The sequence below is a fragment of the Microcoleus sp. LAD1_D3 genome, assembly GCF_036702135.1.
GTDB lineage: Bacteria > Cyanobacteriota > Cyanobacteriia > Cyanobacteriales > Microcoleaceae > Microcoleus.
The window spans coordinates 1-18,633 of sequence record NZ_JAUBSB010000083.1; the positions used below are offsets into that span (position 1 = coordinate 1).

Sequence of the window (18,633 nt, forward strand, 5' to 3'; positions counted from 1 at the left end):
TACTCACCATTGTCTCGGGTGATTCACTTTTACCCCCTCAATCCGACTATGTGCCAGTTTGGGGTGCGGAATGTGGGCTATATCATAAGGAGTGTAACCGGAACTGATATCAGTCAAATTAATTTGTAGTGAAGAATGCAAGTCTTCTGATTTTTATTAAGACTTGCATTCTTCACTACAGACCTGATTCTATCAATGTCCAAAAATATCCGTCAGGTGCAATGAAGGAAAAACTTTGTTCCCCAAATTCATTAGCGACTATTTCTGTGATTTTTTGTGCATTGCTGGCTTTGACTCGCTGAAAATATTCTGCAATACTAGACACTCGATATGTGTACAGCGACATTCCCAAACATCCGGGATTGGCGCGCTCAAATCGATCGCCTAGTGCGATCGAACTCGGGAACCTCAGAATATACAGTCTACCCGATCGCGCGGCCTGAAAATCTGTTTTCGACGATCGGGGGTCATCAAAAGCTGTCACCACAAATCCTTCCCCAGACTGAAGCTTAAAAATCTCCCTTCCGGCGAGGGAAGACTCAAAGGTAGTTTCTACATCGTCGCGCGCCCGAATCAACCCCAGAACTTCTTCATAAAATAGCAGCATTTCTTTGCTGTCATCTTGAATTACCATTCCCATGTGTGTAATTTGACTGGTTTAAAAAAAAGCATTTGAATTGATTTTCCCGTAATTAGGCAAAGCATAATTGAATCTTTGAAAAAAAACTTGCCGACTCAAAGGCTGCAAAAGCATCATCTCACGCACTCCGACAGCCTCCTCGACAAAAGGACGCGGTTTTCGCTCTTTGTTGTAAATAATCTCCCAATGCGGGGATGTATATTTGACCGACAAATTGGCAGATGCAGCATCTTCGGCATGGTTGAGGATATTCAACAAATCAGCAGTTAAAGTAGTTGCCCAACGGTTGCCTTTCACCTTCATTGACGACATTTGCAAACCATCGTTTGTAGGTTTTTCCCAAATCATCAAGCGAATTAATCCGTGATCCGCATCTTGGTGATAGAGTCGAATTGATCGCACTTTTGAACTAACTCCATATAATTCGCGAGCCTCGGATGCCGATAATTCTCCGATTTGACCGATCCGATATCCAAATTGCTCCCAATATTGCAGTTGTGGAATCGCATCGGCTACGCCAATACACACTTCGTAAATGCCTGCGATGGAAAGGGGCTGCACTTGATTCATACTTTTTGAAACATAATTTACGCACTTTTACATCGGAGTGTTCGCTGTGATATCTCTAAGCGAGATATATATAGGCAAAGCTTTGCAGGGTGTTCCAAGCGAGATATATAGGCAAAGCTTTGCAGGATGCTCGCACTCCTAAAAAAACGCTTTTTACAAAACCGGGATGCTTCCGATACATCGCTGCTCAAACCAAGATTTATTAGAATAAACCGGGTTGATGAGCGTCAGTCTTAGAAAGAGTAAACTCGCCCTTTTTCATCAATATAAACTGACCTGTCTTGCCTAGTGCGGCCGTCCGATCTGGTGATGCGAATCGTCACAATATTTTTCTGCGAGTCAACGTTATAGTCGTATTTCAAACTTGTGGTTCCTCCTGTGGCATTAATCGGAATATTGGCAATGTCGCCGGTGCGATTGCTGATGCGAACAATGATGTTTTTACTGGCTCCGACGGGCAAGGATGACAAGCTGGCACCTGATTGACCGTATTCTAGGTTTAATCCCGTTTCATTTAACAGTCTGAGGGTAATGTTGCGAGTATTGTCAACCTGCGCTTGAGGTTGCCAGAATCCGGGTTTTGTGCCACCGTCAGTTGCAGGTTGAGATAATGCTGGGTGGGGAGGCAGAAAGCCGAGGGCTGCAAGTATTACTGCTGTTGCAATAATTTTTGATTTCACTGTTTGTACCTTCGGGTCAAGTGTTGGTGATATTTCTATCCTAGCTTTAAAATCAGATATTGTGATAGCGGAAGGAAAAAGAAGGAAGAAGCAATATAAGAGTTCATGTTCCAGCAATTAATAATGTCCTCACTGTCGGACTCGGTTGCTATATCTACTCAGCAATCTGGTTTCTGTAGTTGTTAATAGTGCTGGACGCACGGGTTGTCTAGAAACCGGGTTTCTGAGCGGGTAGCTGCTTGCCAAGGCTATGATTTAGAGTAGAAACGGGATTTCTGAGGTCAAGTGCGTCCGGGAGTGGTTAATTGTTAATTATCGATCGAGCGGCTTCTAGCAGCAGGCGCTGTTCGGCGCGGACGATCGCCCTACAAGTTTGTTCTACAGAATCGACATTGACCGAAATAGACGAAATCCCCCACCGCACAAAGGATTCAACTGTCTCGGGATACAAAGCTGGAGCGTCGCCACAGATCGAGCAAGGAATGCCGGCAGCCCGGGCCTGAAGGATTAATTGTTCGATCGCCCTCATCACTGCTCGATCGCGCCCGTTGAAAGCACTTGCTACCAGGTCGGAGTGGCGGTGAATGCCTAACAGCAATTGGGTTAAATCGTTGGTGCCGATGGAAATTCCTTGAACTCCTGCTTTTACGTAATCTGGCAATAAAAATAACACCGAAGGAACTTCCGCCATAATCCACAGTTGAAAGTCGGCTGAGCGGTTTTTCCAAACTGTTTCTAAGCGCTGGCGGCAGTAGATAAACTCGTCAACTGAACGCACGAAAGGCAAAATTAAATTAACATTTGTATAGCCTGACTCCCAGACTTTTTGAAGTACGCACAGTTCCCAATCAAATAACTCGGGTTCAAAGGTATTACTGAAACTGCCGTGGGCGCCTGACTCGCGCAAATCCAGAGAGCGATAAAATATCGGCCGCGGCGAAACTGCAGCAGCAAATAAACTCAGGCAATCCGCCATGCGATCGACAAATTCCGATTGGCGGCCGTTTTGCAACCAAATTTTGGGGTTTTGACAGTCCAAAGCTTCCAATGCCATTAATTCCGATCGCAGCAATCCGATGCCGTCTATTGGCAGATTTTTGAGGCGGTCGATCGAACTTGTTTGGCTGACATTAACTAGCACTTGAGTCGCCGTTGGTGGCCCCCAAACATATTCGGCAGACTCAGATTGTCGAGATTTAGGCCCGGAATTGGACGATCGATCAGAGGTAGAAGATTGGTGCTTGGCTATTGACATTTTGGCTGCTGTACTGTATAGATCGGCATTTTTTGCTGTGTCCCAAAGTCGGCGGCTGTCTCCTGTGTCGATCGCATCCTGTTGGGCGAGGGCAAAAACTTCTCCGCTATCGCCGTCTACCAAAACGGAATCGCCCGAGGCGATCGCCCGAGTGGCCCCGGTCACTCCCACAACGGCGGGAATCCCCAATTCTCTAGCTAAAATGGCGCCGTGGCAGGTCATGCCTCCTTGTTCCGCCACCACCCCAGCAGCAACCTTCAGCCAAGGCAGCCAATTCGGCTCGATTGTCCGGGCTACCAAAATGCCTCCGGCTAAGAATTCCGCGTTTTCTGGGTGGGAATTAGTCATAACTTGGGCAATTGCTTCTGCTTTTCCTGATGCTGCTCCCACACCTCTAAGTATCGCAGGAGTTCGGGCTGGGGCGATCGAGTTTGGCTGCGGGAGGGCGATCGGATTTTCCTCTATCGGCGCGACTTTTTCCCCTTTGACAAGACTAACTTGAGTGAAATAAAACTGCGGTTCGCTGCTGTTTTCTCTCTGGTTTAGCGTCCACTCTAAGATTAAATCTGAGTCAAATTCGGCGCTCACTTTTTTACTCAATTCAATGACTTTTTGCAGTTGCAATTCCTCTAAAACGTATTCTGTTTGTCCTTCCTCTCCCAGCCCTAAAACTTCCACGCAACTCTCAGGAAAATCAGGAATTAGGAATGAAGAATCAGGAATTAAAAAAGCAGCAAACTTGCCGATATGCAGTTCTTTTTTCGGTTCTCCATCGCCGATTTTGAGATTGTAGGCTAATGTTTTGTAACCGATACGCTGGAATTTAACCGCGCTTGTTTCCGGCTGCACTTGATAGTAATCCGGGATGGTTTCTCCCCTAGCGAGGGACAATCCCAAACCGCTGGTGGCTTGGATTTCCCACTGTGCACCCGCCTTTGTTTTCACCTCGCCTGCGGCGATGGCTTCTTGAAGTGGCTGCACCAAAACTGCGGGATTGATTTGCTGTACCCGCAGGCCGCACCGCTGCCAGTAAAATAGACTTCGGGCTCTGAACATTTCTGCCCAAGCTCGTTTGAGTCCGGCCCCAATGGCTTCGGGTTCTGCCCGTACTGCCTGAGATTCCAGAATGCCGACTGTTTTCGGGTTCCAGGAAGTCAGGGAAGGGCGAAAAATTAAGGCTGTGGAGTTTAAGTTTGACTTTGAGTTGAGTTGACTAACAGCAGACTCTAGGGTGGAGAGCAGTGAATCTGGCAGTTTGCCGGCGAGGATTTGGTGGCGGATGCTGCGGGCGATCGATTGCAGTTGTCTGGGTTCATCGACCTTCAAGTGCAAGGAAGAGTGTGGCCAGTCAGCAAACAGCGGTTCTAGGCACTCGATCGACTCTAAAAACTGCCAGAATGTTGTAGCTGGCACGACAAAACCCGGTACAACGGGATGATTTTTCTGGAGCAAACAGCTCAAGTAAAATGCTTTTTCTCCCACTGCATCTCGGTCTGAAGGTTGAATTTTGTCTAACCAGTAGAGGTTTTTCACGCTACGAGCCTGTCCGTGGAAACAAATTGAATTTGATAGTTTTTCCCATTAATCACTTACCACAATTTTAGGATGAAAAAGCGACAATGGACGGGATTAGTCAAATCTTTTCTCAATCTATTTCTTAAGTCTAACTGTCCTCTTTGTCAGCGACCGGCCGCCGGAGAGTTTTGTCCGTACTGTCACAAGCAACTTCAGCGATGTCAGTTAAGCGATCCGGGTCGATTTTGGGATTCAGAGCAGCGTGTTTTTGTGTGGGGTGAGTACGGCGGGGCTCTTAAACGGGCGATCGCAGCTTTGAAATATGACGGCAATCCGCAATTAGCCAAACCTCTAGGCGGCTGGCTGGCAGAATCTTGGCTGAGTTTTCCCGAATTAGCTATAGACAATCTAACAGTTGTACCGATTCCCATGCACAAAGAAAAGGTCAAGGAGCGCGGTTTTAACCAAGCGGAACTTTTGGCTGAAAGTTTTTGTGAGCTGACTGGTTTGCCTTTGCAGCGGCACGGTTTGGAGCGGGTGAAAAATACTCAGGCTTTATTCGCTCTGACGCCACAGCAGCGGCAAGCGGAAATGAAAAATGCTTTAAGTTTGGGCAAAGATTTTCGTCGCCGGCTCCCGCGCGATCGAGTGCTGTTAGTTGATGATATTTACACTAGCGGTACTACGGTTAAGTCGGCAATTAAAATATTGAAACTGTCGGGAATTTCGGTTTATGGAACTGTGGCACTTGCAACTCCGAATAAGAGCGATCGGTAAGCTGTGACTGGCTTTAATTTTAAACAGGTTTGTAGTGAGGAAATGATATTTATCAGGATTTCCTAAGAAAAAAAATTTGGAAAAACGAACCGCGAAGACGCGAAGTCCGCGAAGGAAGAGAAAGAAGAGAGAGAGTGTTTAGGCCGAAAGCGGGAATTGGTTGCTGATGTTCCACCGGCTGCCGTCGTGAAGCAGTAAAGTTAATGCCGAAGCGGTAAACTCAAAGTGGAGCGATCGCCCGGAGAATTCCAGCCAAGCCGTTTGAAAATTATCCTTAGTTAAATCGCGAAAGGCTACTGTCATGTGCGGTACAAATGGGCGAGTCTGAGAAACTCGATCGACTATTCCCAAAGTTGCCTCGATATAACTCATCAAATCTTTGTGAATCTCCAGCAATTCGGGTGATTTGACAACATCAGCGTAAATGACACGGGGGGCAAAAGCAGCAAAACCGGATAGAGTAACGGGAATTGAGAGTCGGTTTGCAGAAAACTGGTTCAAACTTTCCTCTAGTTTGGGAACACTCTCCGCTAAGCATTCAAAAGGAGGTTGCAGCGTGATGTGCGGCGGCGAATTCAAAGCACCGCGGCTGTTGTAGTGTTCCGCAAAATATAGTTTAATCTCAGTAATGTGCTGTTCAATATCGGGAGGTGGCACTAAGGCAATAAAAAATCGCTGTTTTGACTGGTTCATGGGATAACATCGCAGTTAAGAAAGGATGGTGGAAAATGGAATATAGAGCATTTGCCCTAGATCCCATTGCTGATCACCCATTCTCAATCTAAAATATAAAATCTAAAATCCCAAATAAAAATGCCTTGGTTTGTCAAAATTGAGCAAGGAATTGTCGAAAAGCCTGTCTTTGACCAATACGTGCCAGCTCACAGAGCTTATGTCCGAGAGTTGATTTCTAAAGGACACCGAGCGAAAACTGGCTACTGGGGGCGGCGGGGCGGCGGTATGTTGCTGTTTGAGGCTGGTTCGATGGATGAGGCGAAGGCGATCGTCGCTGAAGACCCGCTGGTGAAGAATGGTTGCGTTATTTATGAAATTTATCACTGGTGTGTGGTTGAAGAATAAATAACTGTGTTATACTCATAAATGAACTGGACCCACGCGATTCCAACGCCCAAATCTTGTCAGGACCGGAAGGTAGCAGCAACACGGGATGCTTGTAATAGGCGTGGTCTCCGGTTCACCCAGTTTTATGAGGTGTAGCTCCTATGCCTGGTTTCGGAGATATTTTACAAAAAGCAGTTTACCTTGGTGTCGGGCTCGCTTCCTATGCGGGTGAAAAAGCTGGCAGCAAGTTAACTGAATTACGCACTGAAGCCCAAAAGCTGGCAGACGAATTAGTCAAGCGTGGCGAGATGTCCACGGAAGAAGCTCGCCGCTTTGTTGATGATATGGTGCAACAGGCTCAGCAGCAGCCTCCCGTAGAATCGGCTGGGAACGAAAAACCCGCTGAACCTCGGCGGATTGAGATTATTTCTGAGGAAGAAGATGTCTCGGCAAAAGATGTTAAAGAGACAGGCGGCGTAGACAAGCTCCGCGAACAGGTGCAGAATTTACAAGAGGAATTGCGGCGGCTGAAGCGAGATTAAACTCAAAAAAGCTCGCTCAGCAAAGCATGAAGGGAACTCAGGATAATACTCTTGAGTTCCCTTTTTGAATATCTCCCCTGTCAGATGTGGACGGATATCAGGCAATAGGTAATAGAATTGAAAGTAGGTGCAAGCACTTCACTTGAGGCTGGCTGCACTTGTCCGTAAAATATTTTGTAATAGCAAGCTGTCAAATTCATGGAAGATTGGTCTAAAGATTTTTTCGGAGTAATGGAAAATGCTGTTTCTGAAGTAGAGCATTTTTTCAGCGAAATGGGCGAAGAGTTTGTCGAAATGCTGGACGTTTTGGCAAAAATGTCGGAAGAGTTTACAGAAGAAGTACAAAATAATCTGATTAACGACATTGACGGTTATTTCAATGAATTTGACGGTTTATTTAATGAATTTATCGAACCGATAATTGAAATTTGCCGCGACTTCGACCCGGAGTTTGATGAGATAGATTTGTCGATGGTGACTTATGTAGACCCTTCGCCGACGCAGCAGCCGGCTTGTCGTGGTTGTCGCAACTATCACGGTCAAGTTTATGGGGGAAATTTGTTGGTTTGTGCGATGCACCCTACTGGTGTGGAATCGGAGAGTTGTGCGGATTGGGAAACAGACGGCGATGCAGATTTTTAATGGCGGAGTTGATTTGTTGAGGGGTTAATGGCTTATGGTAACGTCAATTCAGTCTCCGTCAAAGATTTCTCTGGAAGAGTTTCTGCTATTGCCACAGACTAAGCCGGCTAGCGAGTATGTTGATGGTCAAATTTATCAAAAAGATATGCCACAAGGAAAACACAGCACGTTACAAATCAAATTTTCATCCGCTATTAATCAAGTTGGCCAACCGCAAAAGTTAGCTTTTGCTTTTCCTGAATTGCGCTGTACTTTTGGGGGATGTGCTGTTGTTCCAGATTTAGCAGTATTTGAGTGGTGGCGCATTCCTCTGAATTCTCAGGAAGAAATTGAAAATAGGTTTGAAATTGCTCCGGATTGGATAATTGAGGTTTTATCGCCGGAGCAAAGTTCAACTCGCGTGATTAAGAAGATTCTGTTTTGCCTGAAGAATCATACTAAATTAGGTTGGCTGATTGACCCGGAAGAAGAATGGGTAATTGTTTTTAAACCGCAGCAGGAACCTGAGATTAAAGAGAATGAAGATATTTTACCTGTGCTCGATGTGCTGTCGGATTTGCAACTGTCGGCGGATGATTTGTTTGGGCTGTTAAGTTTTAATTAGAAATGAGTTACAGTTGAGTCAGGGTAATTTTGCATCTAACGACATTGAAAGGTGAATCGCTCAACGGCTAATAATTCGCAATTTGGGTTTCCGAAAATGCCGCCCTCGCTGCAATTACGACAGTATCAGCGAGTGGCGGTTGCTAATTGGTTTGCGAATCAGGGACGCGGTACGCTGAAGATGGCGACGGGTAGCGGCAAGACGATTACTGCACTGGCGATCGCCACTGAATTATACAATAAAATTAACCTGCAAGTCCTGCTGGTAATTTGCCCTTACTGTCACCTGGTGAATCAGTGGGCGCGCGAATCGGAGAAATTTGGTTTAAAACCTATTTTGGCTTTTGATAGCGCCCGCACTTGGCAGAATAAGCTGGCTGGGGGTTTGTATGAAGTGCGAGCGGGCGATCGAGCATTTCTCACAATCATCACTACTAATGCTACCTTAATGGGAGATAGTTTGCGATCGCAACTGCGCTATTTCCCAGAAAAAACCCTGATTATTGGAGACGAAGTTCACAACTTAGGCGCGCCCCGTTTAGGACAAAGTTTGCCGCGCAATATTGGACTGCGACTCGCCCTTTCCGCCACACCAGAAAGGCATTTCGACGAAGAGGGAACCGAAGCTATTTTAGATTATTTCGGCCCAGTGTTGCAGCCGGAACTCACCTTAGCTGACGCCATCCGCCAAAAAGCATTAGTACATTATTTATACTATCCAATTTTAGTAGAATTGACAGAAGCCGAAACCCGCAAGTATTCCCGCTTAACTCAAAAGATTGGCTGGGCGCTTTGGGGCGATGAAAAAGTAGAAGAAAACGATGCTTTAACGACTCTATTAATGCAGCGAGCCCGGTTGATTGGAGCGGCTGCTAATAAATTAGTAGCTTTGCGAGAATTAATGATTCACCGTCTCGACACAAGCCATACTTTATTTTACTGTGGCGACGGTGCGATTGAAGGAGGTGCGCGCCGAAATAACAACCGCCAACTAACAGAAACCGCGAAGTTATTGGGTTCAGAATTAGGCTACCGAGTTAACACTTATACGGCGGCCACTCCTTTAGCAGAAAGAGAACGATTACGTCAGCAATTTGAGAGTGGAGAATTGCAAGGTTTGGTAGCGATTCGGTGTTTGGATGAAGGCGTGGATATTCCTGCAATTCGCAATGCTGTAATTTTAGCAAGCAGCAGCAATCCGCGCCAGTTTATTCAGCGCCGGGGACGGATTTTGCGGCCGCATCCGGGGAAGGAAAGGGCAACTTTATTTGACATGATAGTTTTGCCTCCAGATTTGGGCAGAGAAACCTTAGAAGTCGAGCGCAATTTGCTGCGAAAAGAGTTGAAGCGGTTCTTGGAATTTGCCGATTTAGCCGACAATGCTGGGGAAGCTAGGGTGAAATTGTTGCAACTTCAGAGGCGTTACGGTCTATTAGACATTTGACATTTATTAAGCTTCGGTTTATGTTTGAGAATAGAGAATTATTCGATCGCAGTTTGAGTGGCTAGTTTTTAATATTTGAAAAAAAATGACTGAAAATCTGCATGAAAATCTGATTATGGCATTTAGATATGAAGATAGTGCGATCGCAGCCTTACCGACAAGCATTTTAGCAGAAAAGCGTTCTTCTTATCAAACTCATCAGGAATTCAGCGACGTACAGGAACCAATTACTAGCGCGCCGCCAGAAGTTCGACAAATTATCGAGCGGGTATTGGAACTTGAAAAAGATAAACTCTACATGAGGGCTCCCCGCTATATTAGCGATGACATTTTGAAAATTATTAAGGAAGCAATTGTATGAAGTTAATTTCAATTACTCTGTGCAATTTTAGGCAGTTTCACGGCAAAACTCCCGAAATTAAGCTTGCTTGGGGCGAGCAAAATATTACGGTAATTCACGGTAATAACGGTGCTGGAAAAACGGCCTTGATGAATGCCTTTACGTGGGGACTTTACGGAAAACTTAGCGCGGCTGTTGCTGCGGAAGAACAATTAGTCAATAAACGCGCTATTGCGGAAGCAAAACCGGGTAAAAGAGTAGATTGTTGGGTGGAAATCGTGTTTGAACACGACAGCAGGCGCTACAAAACAAAGCGTAGTTGCCGCGCTTATAAAAGTGAAAATACTGTAGAACACATCAAAAACGAATTGTCGATGCAGGTAGTGAGGGATGACGGTCGCTGTGTGCTGCCACCGCAGCATCCAGATGATATTATCGGACGGATTTTGCCGGAAAGTTTGCATCAATATTTCTTTTTTGATGGGGAGCGAATCGAGCAAATTGTTCGGCACGATAAGAAAGCCGAAATTGCTGAAGCTACTAAGGAATTGCTGGGAGTAGAGGTATTGAATCGCTCGATCCGACATTTGGGAGATGCCAAAAAGTCACTAGAAACAGATTTAAGAATGATCGGCGGTTCCGAAATCAAGAAACTTTTAAAAGATAAGCAAAAATCTCAGGAAGAGGTTGAACAACTTTTACAAAAACAAGTGGAAATTGAGCAGGAGTTGACTCATCAAGGTGAGGTCAAAAAAGCAGTTAACGGTGATTTGCTGGAAATCAGCGGTGCTGCTGAGTGGCAACAGTTGCGAGAGGAATTGTCCAAGCAGCGGAGTTTATTTAAGCAACAAATTGTTCTGGCTTCAGATGCGATGAAACGAGCAATTTCTATGCGCGGTTACGCGGTATTTTTGTCGGATGCGGCGGCTGAATTTAAAGTGATTGTCGGTGGTTTACGGGAGAAAGGCGAGTTGCTTTCGGGGATTCAACGGCCGTTTTTGGAAGAGTTATTAGCGCAGCAGCGGTGTATCTGCGGTGCGGAATTAGTGGAGGGTTCTGAAGCTTGCGAAAATGTTAGCGGTTGGATGGATAAAGCGGGTGTTGGCGATGTGGAAGAAAATACTATTCGGATTAGCGATCGGGTAAATGAATTTGATAGGCAAGTGGCAGATTTTTGGGAGGAGATTGATCGGCAGCAAGGCAACATCAGCCGCGACAGAACCGAACTTTCTAAGGTGGAAACGCAGTTAGACGATATTCACAACAAGTTGCGAAATTTTCCTGACGGCGATGTCAGCCGCTTGCAAAAGCGCTTGGATGAAATTGAGGCAAAAATTGGCGATTTGCACCGGGAAACAGGCTCTAACCAGCAGCAGATTGAGAGTTTGAATGTGCAGGTGTCGGCTTTGGACAAGCAAATCGATAAGCAGCAACTGAATGAGCAAAGGCAAGTATTAGCCCAGCGCCGGATTGCTGCGACTCAGGATGCGATCGATCGCCTAACTGAAGTGCGCTCGCGCTTAGAAAAACAGTTTTGTTCTCAGTTGGAAAAACGGGTGCAAGATATTTTTAGTCAAATTTCTTTTACTCCTTACATCCCCAAGTTGAGCGATAAATACGAACTGACGCTAGTAGAAAATACGTCGGGTAGAGAATCTTTGGTTGCCGCTTCTACAGGAGAAAATCAAATTCTCAGTTTATCGTTTATCGGCGGAATTATTGAGGGCGTGCGTGAGTGGAGTCAAAAGAATACTTTGATGGGCCCGGATAGCAGTACATTTCCAATTGTGATGGATTCTCCCTTTGGGAGTTTGGACGAGATTTATCGCAAGCAAATCGCGAATAAGCTGCCGAAGTTGGCGAATCAATTGGTAGTTTTGGTAACTAAAACTCAGTGGCGCGGAGAAGTTGCTCAAGAGATGGAAAGTTGCACGGGCCGGGAATACGTGCTGGTGTACAATTCTCCCAAAGCTGATTGTGAAGAAGATGCGATCGAACTGGGCGGGACGCGCTATCCTTTAGTTAAGCGCAGTCCCAATGAATTTGAATATACAGAAATTGTAGAGGTGGATTATGGCTTCTAATTCGGCAATTACGCAGGCTTTGGAAACGGATATTTGGGTGAAGGCGACGTGGGAAGAGTTTCTAAATTTTGCTGAGGATTCAGCATGGGAAAAGGGCAAATTTTATTACTATCAAGAACACATGAGGGTAGAAATGTCACCAGTAGGGCCATTGCACGCGCGTCATAATTCAATCATCCCGTATGTAGTTATTCTGTTTGCTACATTGAGAAATATCCGAGTAGTTCAATTTGCTAATGCCAGTTTTAGGAAAGCAGGTATTCGCGAGTTTCAACCTGATTTAGCTTACTACATCGGTTCCGATTTGAGAGTTCCTCCTAATGACAGTAATTCACCTGTTGATTTGGATGAATACGATCCGCCTAATTTGGTAATAGAAATTGGTGCATCTTCTTTTAACGATGATTTAGGCAGTAAGCGGTTGCTTTACGAAAATGCAGGAATTAGTGAATATTGGGTGGAACGTGCAAACACGCGGGAGGTTTTTGCGTTTGCGATTAATGGCGGAGGTAGCGGGAGAATTCAAGAGTCGCGGGTTTTACCGGGGCTGGAAATCCGGTTAGTTGAGGAAGCTTTGAACCGGAGTCAAACCCAAGATGATGGGGAAATTAATCGCTGGTTGATTCAAACTTTTAGTCAAGGTTGAAAGGAGTTTGACGTGGAAAAAGAGTATCATAAGTTGGTGCGCGATCGCATTCCTGAAATTATTCGCCAAAGCGGGAATGAATGCGAGTTTGTAATTTTGTCGGACGCAGAATACCGTCAAGCTTTGATGCAGAAATTGATTGAAGAAGCGGGGGAAGCGGCGGAGGCTGACGAGGAAGATTTGGTGGCGGAATTGGCGGATTTGTATGAGGTAATAGATGCGGTGATGGCGAGTTTTGGCATTTCGGGCGATCGACTTTTGGCGGAACAAATGAAGCGGCGGGAAGCAAGAGGAGGTTTTGCACAAAAAATTATGTTGTTGCGGACAAAAAGTAGAAAATAACTAATACCTGTAGGAACGGGTTTAGCGCGCCCTACAATATATCCCACCCGCACTTTATAAAAATTGCCAAGTTTGCGGATATAATTAGATTATTTACAGATGTATTTTTGTCAAAATTGAGATAGTAGTTTGCAATGGTTGCTAACAAAATTAGAATTGCTAAAGATAAAGCGGAGTTAGTCAAATCATTAACTTTATCGGATAACAACACTGGCCCTTTCCAGACTTACGCCGATGTCATCGCTTTCGCCGCATCCTTGGGAAAGCAGCGGAAAAAACGATCGCCTTTGGGGGAAATTTCTAAACGAGAACCGGGTGCGATAGATGTTGATATTTTTGTATCCAGGGGTTACGATATGGCGATTAAGTTAATTGCGATCGCCGAAACCAAAAATCCTCAAATTCTCTCCCATCTCGACGAACAATTGGAAGCAGAACGCTTGCAAATTTTTGAAGAATATGCTAATGGTGGACTGGAAATTTTGCGAGAAGAGTTGCGGGGGGCGGCGGATTATACCGATCGCCTGTTGTTGGTTTTGATTTCTGAAAGAGATAACCAACATCGGTCAAATGAAGAATTCGATTTAAGCAAGTTTTTATTTTAATAGGTTTTCCATGAAGCACATCCCAAAAGATATAATCCAGAGAGGCTTAAAGCAAGCTGCAAAATTTCTCGCTTACAGTTACTCAGCATTTATTATCTGCTATTTCATTCTCAAACTAATTTTTTGGGATCGACTGTGGGTTATTGCCTTAATTAGCACTTTTAGCCCCTTAATTTTATTCCCAACTTTCTTGCTTCCGATCATCGGAGTGTCAATTCTCAAAAAAAGATGGTTCACTATTATTTCTGCGATCGCCTGCATTATCCTAATAAGTTGGCTGCACATTAAATACTTTAGCCCCAAACCAATAAACATCACAAATTCGGAGCCTAGCATCAAAGTTTTATCTCATAATCTCAGTTGGTATAAAACTCAGTCACCAACTTTAGTTAAACTGATTCAGCAGCAACAACCAGATATTATATTTTTACAATAAATAGTTCTGAAACATAGCGAAAGAGCTTTCACCTGGTTAAAAGCAGACTACCCCTATCAAATTGGAACTCACCCTGTAGGAATTCTCAGTAAATACCCAATTGTATCCAGCGAAATACTGCACTTAGCTGGCCATCCAGAAACACAGCAGCGGGCAATTATTAAATTTAACGAACAAGAAGTAGTGATTTATAATATGCAAGCTACCGGGCCGTGGTTGAAGATATCTAAAAAATTGGGTTTTATCAAAATTCCAGTTTACAAATATGACAAACGATCGCCTGAAATTCAAGACTTAGTGCAGCGAGTTGAGCGAGAAACTCTGCCAGTAATTGTCGCGGGCGATTTTAATATGACCGACGAAACTCAAGACTATGACAGGGTGCAGAAAGTCATGCAAGATTCTTTCCGAAAATCTGGATTTGGGTTTGGTTTTACCTGGCCTCACGGTTGGGAACTTAAATTCTTGGTAAAAAGGTCGAATTGGAGATTAAATTATCCGGTTTTCCGGATTGATTATATTTGGTATTCAAAGCATTGGGGTGCTAAATCGAGTTCGGTTTTAAAGGCAACAGAGTCCGATCATTTGCCTGTAGGAGCCGAACTTATTTTGTTAAAGGAAGCCAGATTGTGAGACGTTTTTTAGTCAATACCAGTCTGCGATTGCGAGTTCTGAAACTCTAGAAAATTCGTTGACATTGTGGGTGACGAGAGTCGCTTGGAGGGCTACGGCTGTCCCTGCAATCAAAACATCCATCGGGCCGATGGGAGTACCTTGTTGCTCCAACTGGGCGCGAATTGTAGCAGCCGCAAGAGCAGCATCGCGATCGAAAGGAATAACGTTAACTCTGCTCAAAAATTGCTGAAGTTGTTGGGTACGTTTTGCCGGCGAATTGGATTTAGCAATGCCGACTTGCAACTCAAAAAGGACGATCGTAGAAACGACTATTTCCTGGGGAGAAACATTAGCAAGGTTTTGAGCAACTTGTCCTTGACCTTTGAAATAGTAGATCAAAGTGTTGGTATCCAAAACGTACATTTACAGACTCTCCCGCAGGATGTCTTGTCCGGATTCAGCACGAATATCTTCCAGGGATGGAAAATCTTTTGCCCAAGTTCCAGCAAGGGAAAAAACAAGTTCAGTCCAAGGAATCGCAGAGTCTAGGGTGTCTGTTGGTTGGTTTGCGCTCAGGTGCTTGGCACAAACGAATTCAGCGAAAGTGAGAATTTCGCTGGCTTGGTCTTTGGGAAGGGTTTTGACGATTGCGTAAATCTGTTCAGCGATGGTCATAATCTGGTTCTAGGTAAGGTGCAGATTCAATTATACAAAACCCATTTGCTCCCTGCTTTATCAGTCTTCGTCGCTGTGGACTTTGCCCAAGAAAAACTTAGCTCAGCACAGGCGGCAATCCTACCTCTTGCGGCTGCACAAATCGGCCGTTAAAACTAATAGCTTTATCCTCAAAAGTCCTCGCTTCCGCTACCGCTTGCCGCAAATGAGCTCTATCCATATCGTCCTGAATTCCCCCCACCAAATATACAATTAACTTCGTTGCTAAATCCTTTCCAGAAACTAGCATTCGCTTTTTGTTCGGATCGTACAAAATCCCGTACCACGCAGACTCAGGATTGTCCATGTGGCTAAATCCTTCATCCACATCGAATCTGCGGAGTTTGTCGAAAATAGATTTCAGGGAAAGTTTCTTTCTAAATACTAGAATTCCCAAAGCATTAGCTAAAGCAACTTGACCGACTGGACGGAACAAAATATTTCCCTCACCCCCTGGCTTTTCAAAACTAAATCGGCGCAATTCGGCCGTTTCTTCGCCGCTTTCAATTCTTTGATAGCTGGGTAAAGTTGCTAAATGATCGAACAATTTTTTAAACTCTTCAATTCCCTCTTTTAGTTCTTCATCTTCGGGACGCATGGGGATTAAACCTTTTCGTTCCGGCTTCCAATGGGGGAATTTGTACTCTAAATACCGTTCGGACATATCTTGCAGCGCTTGCAATGTAGTTAACACAGTTGATTTCGCTGCGACTGTCGCGCTGTCCCAATTCACGCGGGGGTTTCTGTCATCTTGTTCTTTTAATAAGGGATGGGTAACGGCAATTTTTCGGGCTGCGATCGCAAATCCGTTGTCCTCGTTCAATAATGCTAGCTGGCCCTGACTCAGCGTTACCGCCATTAGGTTAACGTGCACAAAGATCGATCGCACGCGCCGTTGTGCTTGCTGTCGCGTTTCCCCCACTACCGCCGCCGGGATAAACTCAATCCCGATTTTTTCGTGAGCTAATTTATACACTGTTTCGGGGTCGATTTGATACTCTTCTGCTAAATCTTCCAGAGTAATTGCAGCGCCGACAGGTTTTTTATTTTTGTTGTATCTTTGCAGGATTCCGGTTTTAATTAAACTCATTAAACCTTGAACTCCCATCAGCCGATGCTGGCCGTCTAAGGCAAAAATTGAGACTTTTTGAGAGACATTCAAAAGCCCTAAGTTCTCGTTTTTATCAAAGGATGTAAATTCAGTCGCGGATTTGGTTGCTACGCCATTTTTATCCCATTCCTCGGCTAGAGGATTGTCTACCCACGGGGGACTGACGACTACTAAAACTGCGGGGAATTTGTGCGATTTTCGGGCTGCTAAATATTGAGTTAGGGTGGCTTGGCGCGACCAATCTAAGGGACGCTGGATAATTTCGTCAATGGTTTCGTCGTCGCGGACGATGTTGTTGGTTTGGAGGTCAAATTTTTGGCGAAAAAGCGGCATTTGCGAGGCGAAACGGACGCGAGAGTCTAACCATTCTAGGGTGACTGAACCGATGTATGCTTCGCTGTTTCCCATCTGGGTTTTTTGTACGAAAATGCGATCGTCCTTTCCTAAATAATTATCTAATAAAAGTGCGATTTCCTGTCTGTCGCTATTTTCTTTTTCTAAAATTTTTATAGCGAGGTCATCCGCTGGGTTGGTGTTCATCGGCGGTTTTTATATAATTAGGCTATTTTTTCACAAAATATCATATATTAAACTTTATGTCAACACTTGTTTTTAAAAAAACATTGTGAAATACTTAAGCTATACCCTAATAGCCCACCTCATTACCATAAAACTTCTAAAAACTCAATAGTTATTAATGCTTAATTGCCATGCCCAATGCCCAATGCCCCATGCCCAATGCCCCATGCCCAATGCCCCATGCCCAATGCCCCATGCCCAATGCCCCATTCTAAAATATGTCTACTCCTTCTTTTGAATACATTTTGCCGGTAATTCGGGGCATTCAAGCGGGCCGCGAATATTACGTGTCGATGTGTCCAGTGCGTTTTTTGCCGAAATTGTTCCCCTTTGAATCTGAAGAATTGCCGCCGTCTATGCGGGCGAAACGCGCGCTTAACAAAGCTAGGATTCCCGAAATTGCTGATTATTTTGTTAAGAATCCTACAAATTATACTTGTGGGGCAATTGCTGCTTCGATTGATGCGGATATTACTTTTGAAGCAGTGGGAAATGAGGCCGAAGAACGGAAAATCGGTCGCTTGCGAGTGCCGATGGATGCTAAGTTTACTATTAATGACGGACAGCATCGACGGGCGGCTTTTGAGATGGCTTTGAGAGAAAATCCGCAGTTGGGATATGAGACGGTGGCGCTGATTTTGTTTCTGGATATTGGGTTGGAAAAATCGCAGCAGATGTTTGCTGATTTGAACGGTTTTCAAGTTCCTTTGGAGGCGTCACTCAGTCTACTTTACAACCACCGGGACGATCGCGCTTTTGTGGTGAAGGCTGTTGTTAAGCAGGTTGAGGTTTTCCGGTGTTTGACTGAGATGGAGAAGGGGAGTTTGAACGGGCGATCGCACAAATTGTTTACGCTGAGTGCGATCGATCGTGCTATCATGGCTTTGCTGTCTAATATTCACGGCAGCGAACAGGCAAAACTCTCTGGTTCTCGCACCAAAAAAGAACAGAAAGAGGAAGAACTTGCTCAAAAAATACAACTGGCGGTTAGTTATTGGAATGCGGTTTGCAGTTTTATTCCAGATTGGCAATTAGTTCTGCACAAGCAAGTTGCGGCGGGGGAAATGCGCCGGGATTGCGTACACTGTCACAGTGTTGTGCTTGAGAGTTTGGGGGAAGTTGGGGCCGCTTTGCTGTCGGTTTTTCCTGAGAGTTGGGAGGAACGTTTGAGCCTTTTGCAGCAGGTTGATTGGTCGATTTCTAATCCTGATTGGGAGAATGGGATTTTGTTGAAAGGGGGGATTTCTAAGTCGAGGGCGAGTGTTAGTTGGATGACTGATTATTTGAAAAATCGCTTGGGTTTGGAAACCGCAGAGGCAGCACAGGCGGGACGCCCGTGCCACAATGAAGGCGGATAATAGACCTCTTGCAAAATAATTTTATGATATAATGGAAAGTTTTGCTTGACTGGATTGAATCCCAACTATTAAC

22 protein-coding genes and 1 other RNA gene are annotated in these 18,633 nt (G+C 44.9%); 15 read left to right on the plus strand and 8 right to left on the minus strand.

Annotated elements, in window-relative coordinates:
• Positions 1-175: 175 nt before the first annotated feature.
• The 4 genes from QUA74_RS26980 to QUA74_RS26995 form a co-directional block, all read right to left on the minus strand.
• Complete coding sequence (locus QUA74_RS26980; protein ID WP_333335166.1) at positions 176-634, minus strand: hypothetical protein; 459 nt, start codon at positions 632-634, stop codon at positions 176-178.
• A gap of 24 nt (positions 635-658) precedes the next feature.
• Positions 659-1,210: a hypothetical protein gene (locus QUA74_RS26985; RefSeq protein ID WP_333335168.1), complete on the minus strand. Its 552-nt coding sequence runs from the start codon at positions 1,208-1,210 to the stop codon at positions 659-661.
• A 233-nt stretch (positions 1,211-1,443) separates the two neighbouring features.
• Positions 1,444-1,890, minus strand: coding sequence for a hypothetical protein (locus QUA74_RS26990; protein ID WP_333335171.1), 447 nt, complete (start codon positions 1,888-1,890; stop codon positions 1,444-1,446).
• Positions 1,891-2,191: 301 nt separating this feature from the next.
• The gene (locus QUA74_RS26995) at positions 2,192-4,678 is read right to left on the minus strand and encodes a putative PEP-binding protein (protein WP_333335173.1); all 2,487 of its coding nucleotides are present in this window, start codon (positions 4,676-4,678) and stop codon (positions 2,192-2,194) included.
• A gap of 72 nt (positions 4,679-4,750) precedes the next feature.
• Between QUA74_RS26995 and QUA74_RS27000 the strand changes: the two genes are divergently transcribed.
• Positions 4,751-5,437, plus strand: coding sequence for a ComF family protein (locus tag QUA74_RS27000; RefSeq protein ID WP_333335176.1), 687 nt, complete (start codon positions 4,751-4,753; stop codon positions 5,435-5,437).
• A 138-nt stretch (positions 5,438-5,575) separates the two neighbouring features.
• Here QUA74_RS27000 and QUA74_RS27005 read toward each other — a convergent pair whose 3' ends face one another.
• Entirely contained in the window at positions 5,576-6,130 is a 555-nt protein-coding gene (locus QUA74_RS27005; protein ID WP_333335178.1) for a 2'-5' RNA ligase family protein, read from the minus strand.
• Between the two features lie 120 nt (positions 6,131-6,250).
• Between QUA74_RS27005 and QUA74_RS27010 the strand changes: the two genes are divergently transcribed.
• The 13 genes from QUA74_RS27010 to QUA74_RS27070 all read left to right on the plus strand — a co-directional run bounded on the left by QUA74_RS27010 (position 6,251) and on the right by QUA74_RS27070 (position 14,816).
• On the plus strand, positions 6,251-6,517 hold the full coding sequence (locus QUA74_RS27010) for a YciI family protein (RefSeq protein ID WP_006632991.1): 267 nt from the start codon (positions 6,251-6,253) through the stop codon (positions 6,515-6,517).
• Positions 6,518-6,540: 23 nt separating this feature from the next.
• Positions 6,541-6,637, plus strand: an RNA gene (gene ffs, locus QUA74_RS27015) — signal recognition particle sRNA small type.
• Between the two features lie 23 nt (positions 6,638-6,660).
• On the plus strand, positions 6,661-7,041 hold the full coding sequence (locus QUA74_RS27020; protein WP_333335181.1) for a phasin-related domain-containing protein: 381 nt from the start codon (positions 6,661-6,663) through the stop codon (positions 7,039-7,041).
• Positions 7,042-7,239: 198 nt separating this feature from the next.
• Positions 7,240-7,683, plus strand: coding sequence for a hypothetical protein (locus QUA74_RS27025; protein WP_242723709.1), 444 nt, complete (start codon positions 7,240-7,242; stop codon positions 7,681-7,683).
• Between the two features lie 34 nt (positions 7,684-7,717).
• Positions 7,718-8,287, plus strand: a complete 570-nt coding sequence (locus QUA74_RS27030) for a Uma2 family endonuclease (protein ID WP_333335185.1) — start codon at positions 7,718-7,720, stop codon at positions 8,285-8,287.
• 96 nt (positions 8,288-8,383) lie between these two features.
• The gene (locus tag QUA74_RS27035; protein ID WP_333335211.1) at positions 8,384-9,730 is read left to right on the plus strand and encodes a DNA phosphorothioation system restriction enzyme; all 1,347 of its coding nucleotides are present in this window, start codon (positions 8,384-8,386) and stop codon (positions 9,728-9,730) included.
• A gap of 85 nt (positions 9,731-9,815) precedes the next feature.
• Positions 9,816-10,091 carry a hypothetical protein gene (locus QUA74_RS27040; RefSeq protein WP_333335187.1) on the plus strand — a complete coding sequence of 92 codons (276 nt, stop codon included), beginning with the start codon at positions 9,816-9,818 and terminating at the stop codon, positions 10,089-10,091.
• The gene (locus QUA74_RS27045) at positions 10,088-12,154 is read left to right on the plus strand and encodes an AAA family ATPase (RefSeq protein WP_333335190.1); all 2,067 of its coding nucleotides are present in this window, start codon (positions 10,088-10,090) and stop codon (positions 12,152-12,154) included. Before QUA74_RS27040 ends, QUA74_RS27045 begins: the two co-directional genes overlap by 4 nt.
• Positions 12,144-12,800, plus strand: coding sequence for a Uma2 family endonuclease (locus QUA74_RS27050; RefSeq protein ID WP_333335193.1), 657 nt, complete (start codon positions 12,144-12,146; stop codon positions 12,798-12,800). The genes QUA74_RS27045 and QUA74_RS27050 overlap by 11 nt, the downstream gene beginning before the upstream one ends.
• Positions 12,801-12,812: 12 nt before the next feature.
• Entirely contained in the window at positions 12,813-13,142 is a 330-nt protein-coding gene (locus QUA74_RS27055; RefSeq protein ID WP_333335194.1) for a nucleoside triphosphate pyrophosphohydrolase, read from the plus strand.
• A 134-nt stretch (positions 13,143-13,276) separates the two neighbouring features.
• Positions 13,277-13,747: a DNA phosphorothioation-associated protein 4 gene (locus QUA74_RS27060; protein ID WP_333335197.1), complete on the plus strand. Its 471-nt coding sequence runs from the start codon at positions 13,277-13,279 to the stop codon at positions 13,745-13,747.
• A 10-nt stretch (positions 13,748-13,757) separates the two neighbouring features.
• Complete coding sequence (locus QUA74_RS27065) at positions 13,758-14,183, plus strand: hypothetical protein (RefSeq protein ID WP_333335200.1); 426 nt, start codon at positions 13,758-13,760, stop codon at positions 14,181-14,183.
• A 60-nt stretch (positions 14,184-14,243) separates the two neighbouring features.
• Positions 14,244-14,816 carry an endonuclease/exonuclease/phosphatase family protein gene (locus QUA74_RS27070; protein ID WP_333335214.1) on the plus strand — a complete coding sequence of 191 codons (573 nt, stop codon included), beginning with the start codon at positions 14,244-14,246 and terminating at the stop codon, positions 14,814-14,816.
• A gap of 12 nt (positions 14,817-14,828) precedes the next feature.
• On the opposite strand, the gene QUA74_RS27075 is transcribed toward QUA74_RS27070, so the two are convergent.
• The 3 genes from QUA74_RS27075 to QUA74_RS27085 form a co-directional block, all read right to left on the minus strand.
• The gene (locus QUA74_RS27075; RefSeq protein ID WP_172191416.1) at positions 14,829-15,221 is read right to left on the minus strand and encodes a type II toxin-antitoxin system VapC family toxin; all 393 of its coding nucleotides are present in this window, start codon (positions 15,219-15,221) and stop codon (positions 14,829-14,831) included.
• On the minus strand, positions 15,222-15,473 hold the full coding sequence (locus QUA74_RS27080) for a DUF2281 domain-containing protein (RefSeq protein WP_333335203.1): 252 nt from the start codon (positions 15,471-15,473) through the stop codon (positions 15,222-15,224). It abuts the gene before it with no gap.
• Positions 15,474-15,570: 97 nt separating this feature from the next.
• Positions 15,571-17,163, minus strand: coding sequence for a DGQHR domain-containing protein (locus QUA74_RS27085; RefSeq protein ID WP_333335205.1), 1,593 nt, complete (start codon positions 17,161-17,163; stop codon positions 15,571-15,573).
• 257 nt (positions 17,164-17,420) lie between these two features.
• Between QUA74_RS27085 and dndB the strand changes: the two genes are divergently transcribed.
• The gene (gene dndB / locus QUA74_RS27090) at positions 17,421-18,560 is read left to right on the plus strand and encodes a DNA sulfur modification protein DndB (RefSeq protein ID WP_333335208.1); all 1,140 of its coding nucleotides are present in this window, start codon (positions 17,421-17,423) and stop codon (positions 18,558-18,560) included.
• Positions 18,561-18,633 lie beyond the last annotated feature (73 nt).

Bases quoted from the DNA above. Each gene is read 5' to 3' on its own strand.
- QUA74_RS26980 (WP_333335166.1), bottom strand. From the start codon at position 634: ATGGTAATTCAAGATGACAGCAAAGAAATGCTGCTATTTTATGAAGAA.
- QUA74_RS26985 (WP_333335168.1), bottom strand. From the start codon at position 1,210: ATGAATCAAGTGCAGCCCCTTTCCATCGCAGGCATTTACGAAGTGTGT.
- QUA74_RS27000 (WP_333335176.1), top strand. From the start codon at position 4,751: ATGAAAAAGCGACAATGGACGGGATTAGTCAAATCTTTTCTCAATCTA.
- QUA74_RS27005 (WP_333335178.1), bottom strand. From the start codon at position 6,130: ATGAACCAGTCAAAACAGCGATTTTTTATTGCCTTAGTGCCACCTCCC.
- QUA74_RS27010 (WP_006632991.1), top strand. From the start codon at position 6,251: ATGCCTTGGTTTGTCAAAATTGAGCAAGGAATTGTCGAAAAGCCTGTC.
- QUA74_RS27020 (WP_333335181.1), top strand. From the start codon at position 6,661: ATGCCTGGTTTCGGAGATATTTTACAAAAAGCAGTTTACCTTGGTGTC.
- QUA74_RS27025 (WP_242723709.1), top strand. From the start codon at position 7,240: ATGGAAGATTGGTCTAAAGATTTTTTCGGAGTAATGGAAAATGCTGTT.
- QUA74_RS27030 (WP_333335185.1), top strand. From the start codon at position 7,718: ATGGTAACGTCAATTCAGTCTCCGTCAAAGATTTCTCTGGAAGAGTTT.
- QUA74_RS27035 (WP_333335211.1), top strand. From the start codon at position 8,384: ATGCCGCCCTCGCTGCAATTACGACAGTATCAGCGAGTGGCGGTTGCT.
- QUA74_RS27040 (WP_333335187.1), top strand. From the start codon at position 9,816: ATGACTGAAAATCTGCATGAAAATCTGATTATGGCATTTAGATATGAA.
- QUA74_RS27045 (WP_333335190.1), top strand. From the start codon at position 10,088: ATGAAGTTAATTTCAATTACTCTGTGCAATTTTAGGCAGTTTCACGGC.
- QUA74_RS27050 (WP_333335193.1), top strand. From the start codon at position 12,144: ATGGCTTCTAATTCGGCAATTACGCAGGCTTTGGAAACGGATATTTGG.
- QUA74_RS27060 (WP_333335197.1), top strand. From the start codon at position 13,277: ATGGTTGCTAACAAAATTAGAATTGCTAAAGATAAAGCGGAGTTAGTC.
- QUA74_RS27065 (WP_333335200.1), top strand. From the start codon at position 13,758: ATGAAGCACATCCCAAAAGATATAATCCAGAGAGGCTTAAAGCAAGCT.
- QUA74_RS27075 (WP_172191416.1), bottom strand. From the start codon at position 15,221: ATGTACGTTTTGGATACCAACACTTTGATCTACTATTTCAAAGGTCAA.
- QUA74_RS27080 (WP_333335203.1), bottom strand. From the start codon at position 15,473: ATGACCATCGCTGAACAGATTTACGCAATCGTCAAAACCCTTCCCAAA.
- QUA74_RS27085 (WP_333335205.1), bottom strand. From the start codon at position 17,163: ATGAACACCAACCCAGCGGATGACCTCGCTATAAAAATTTTAGAAAAA.
- dndB (WP_333335208.1), top strand. From the start codon at position 17,421: ATGTCTACTCCTTCTTTTGAATACATTTTGCCGGTAATTCGGGGCATT.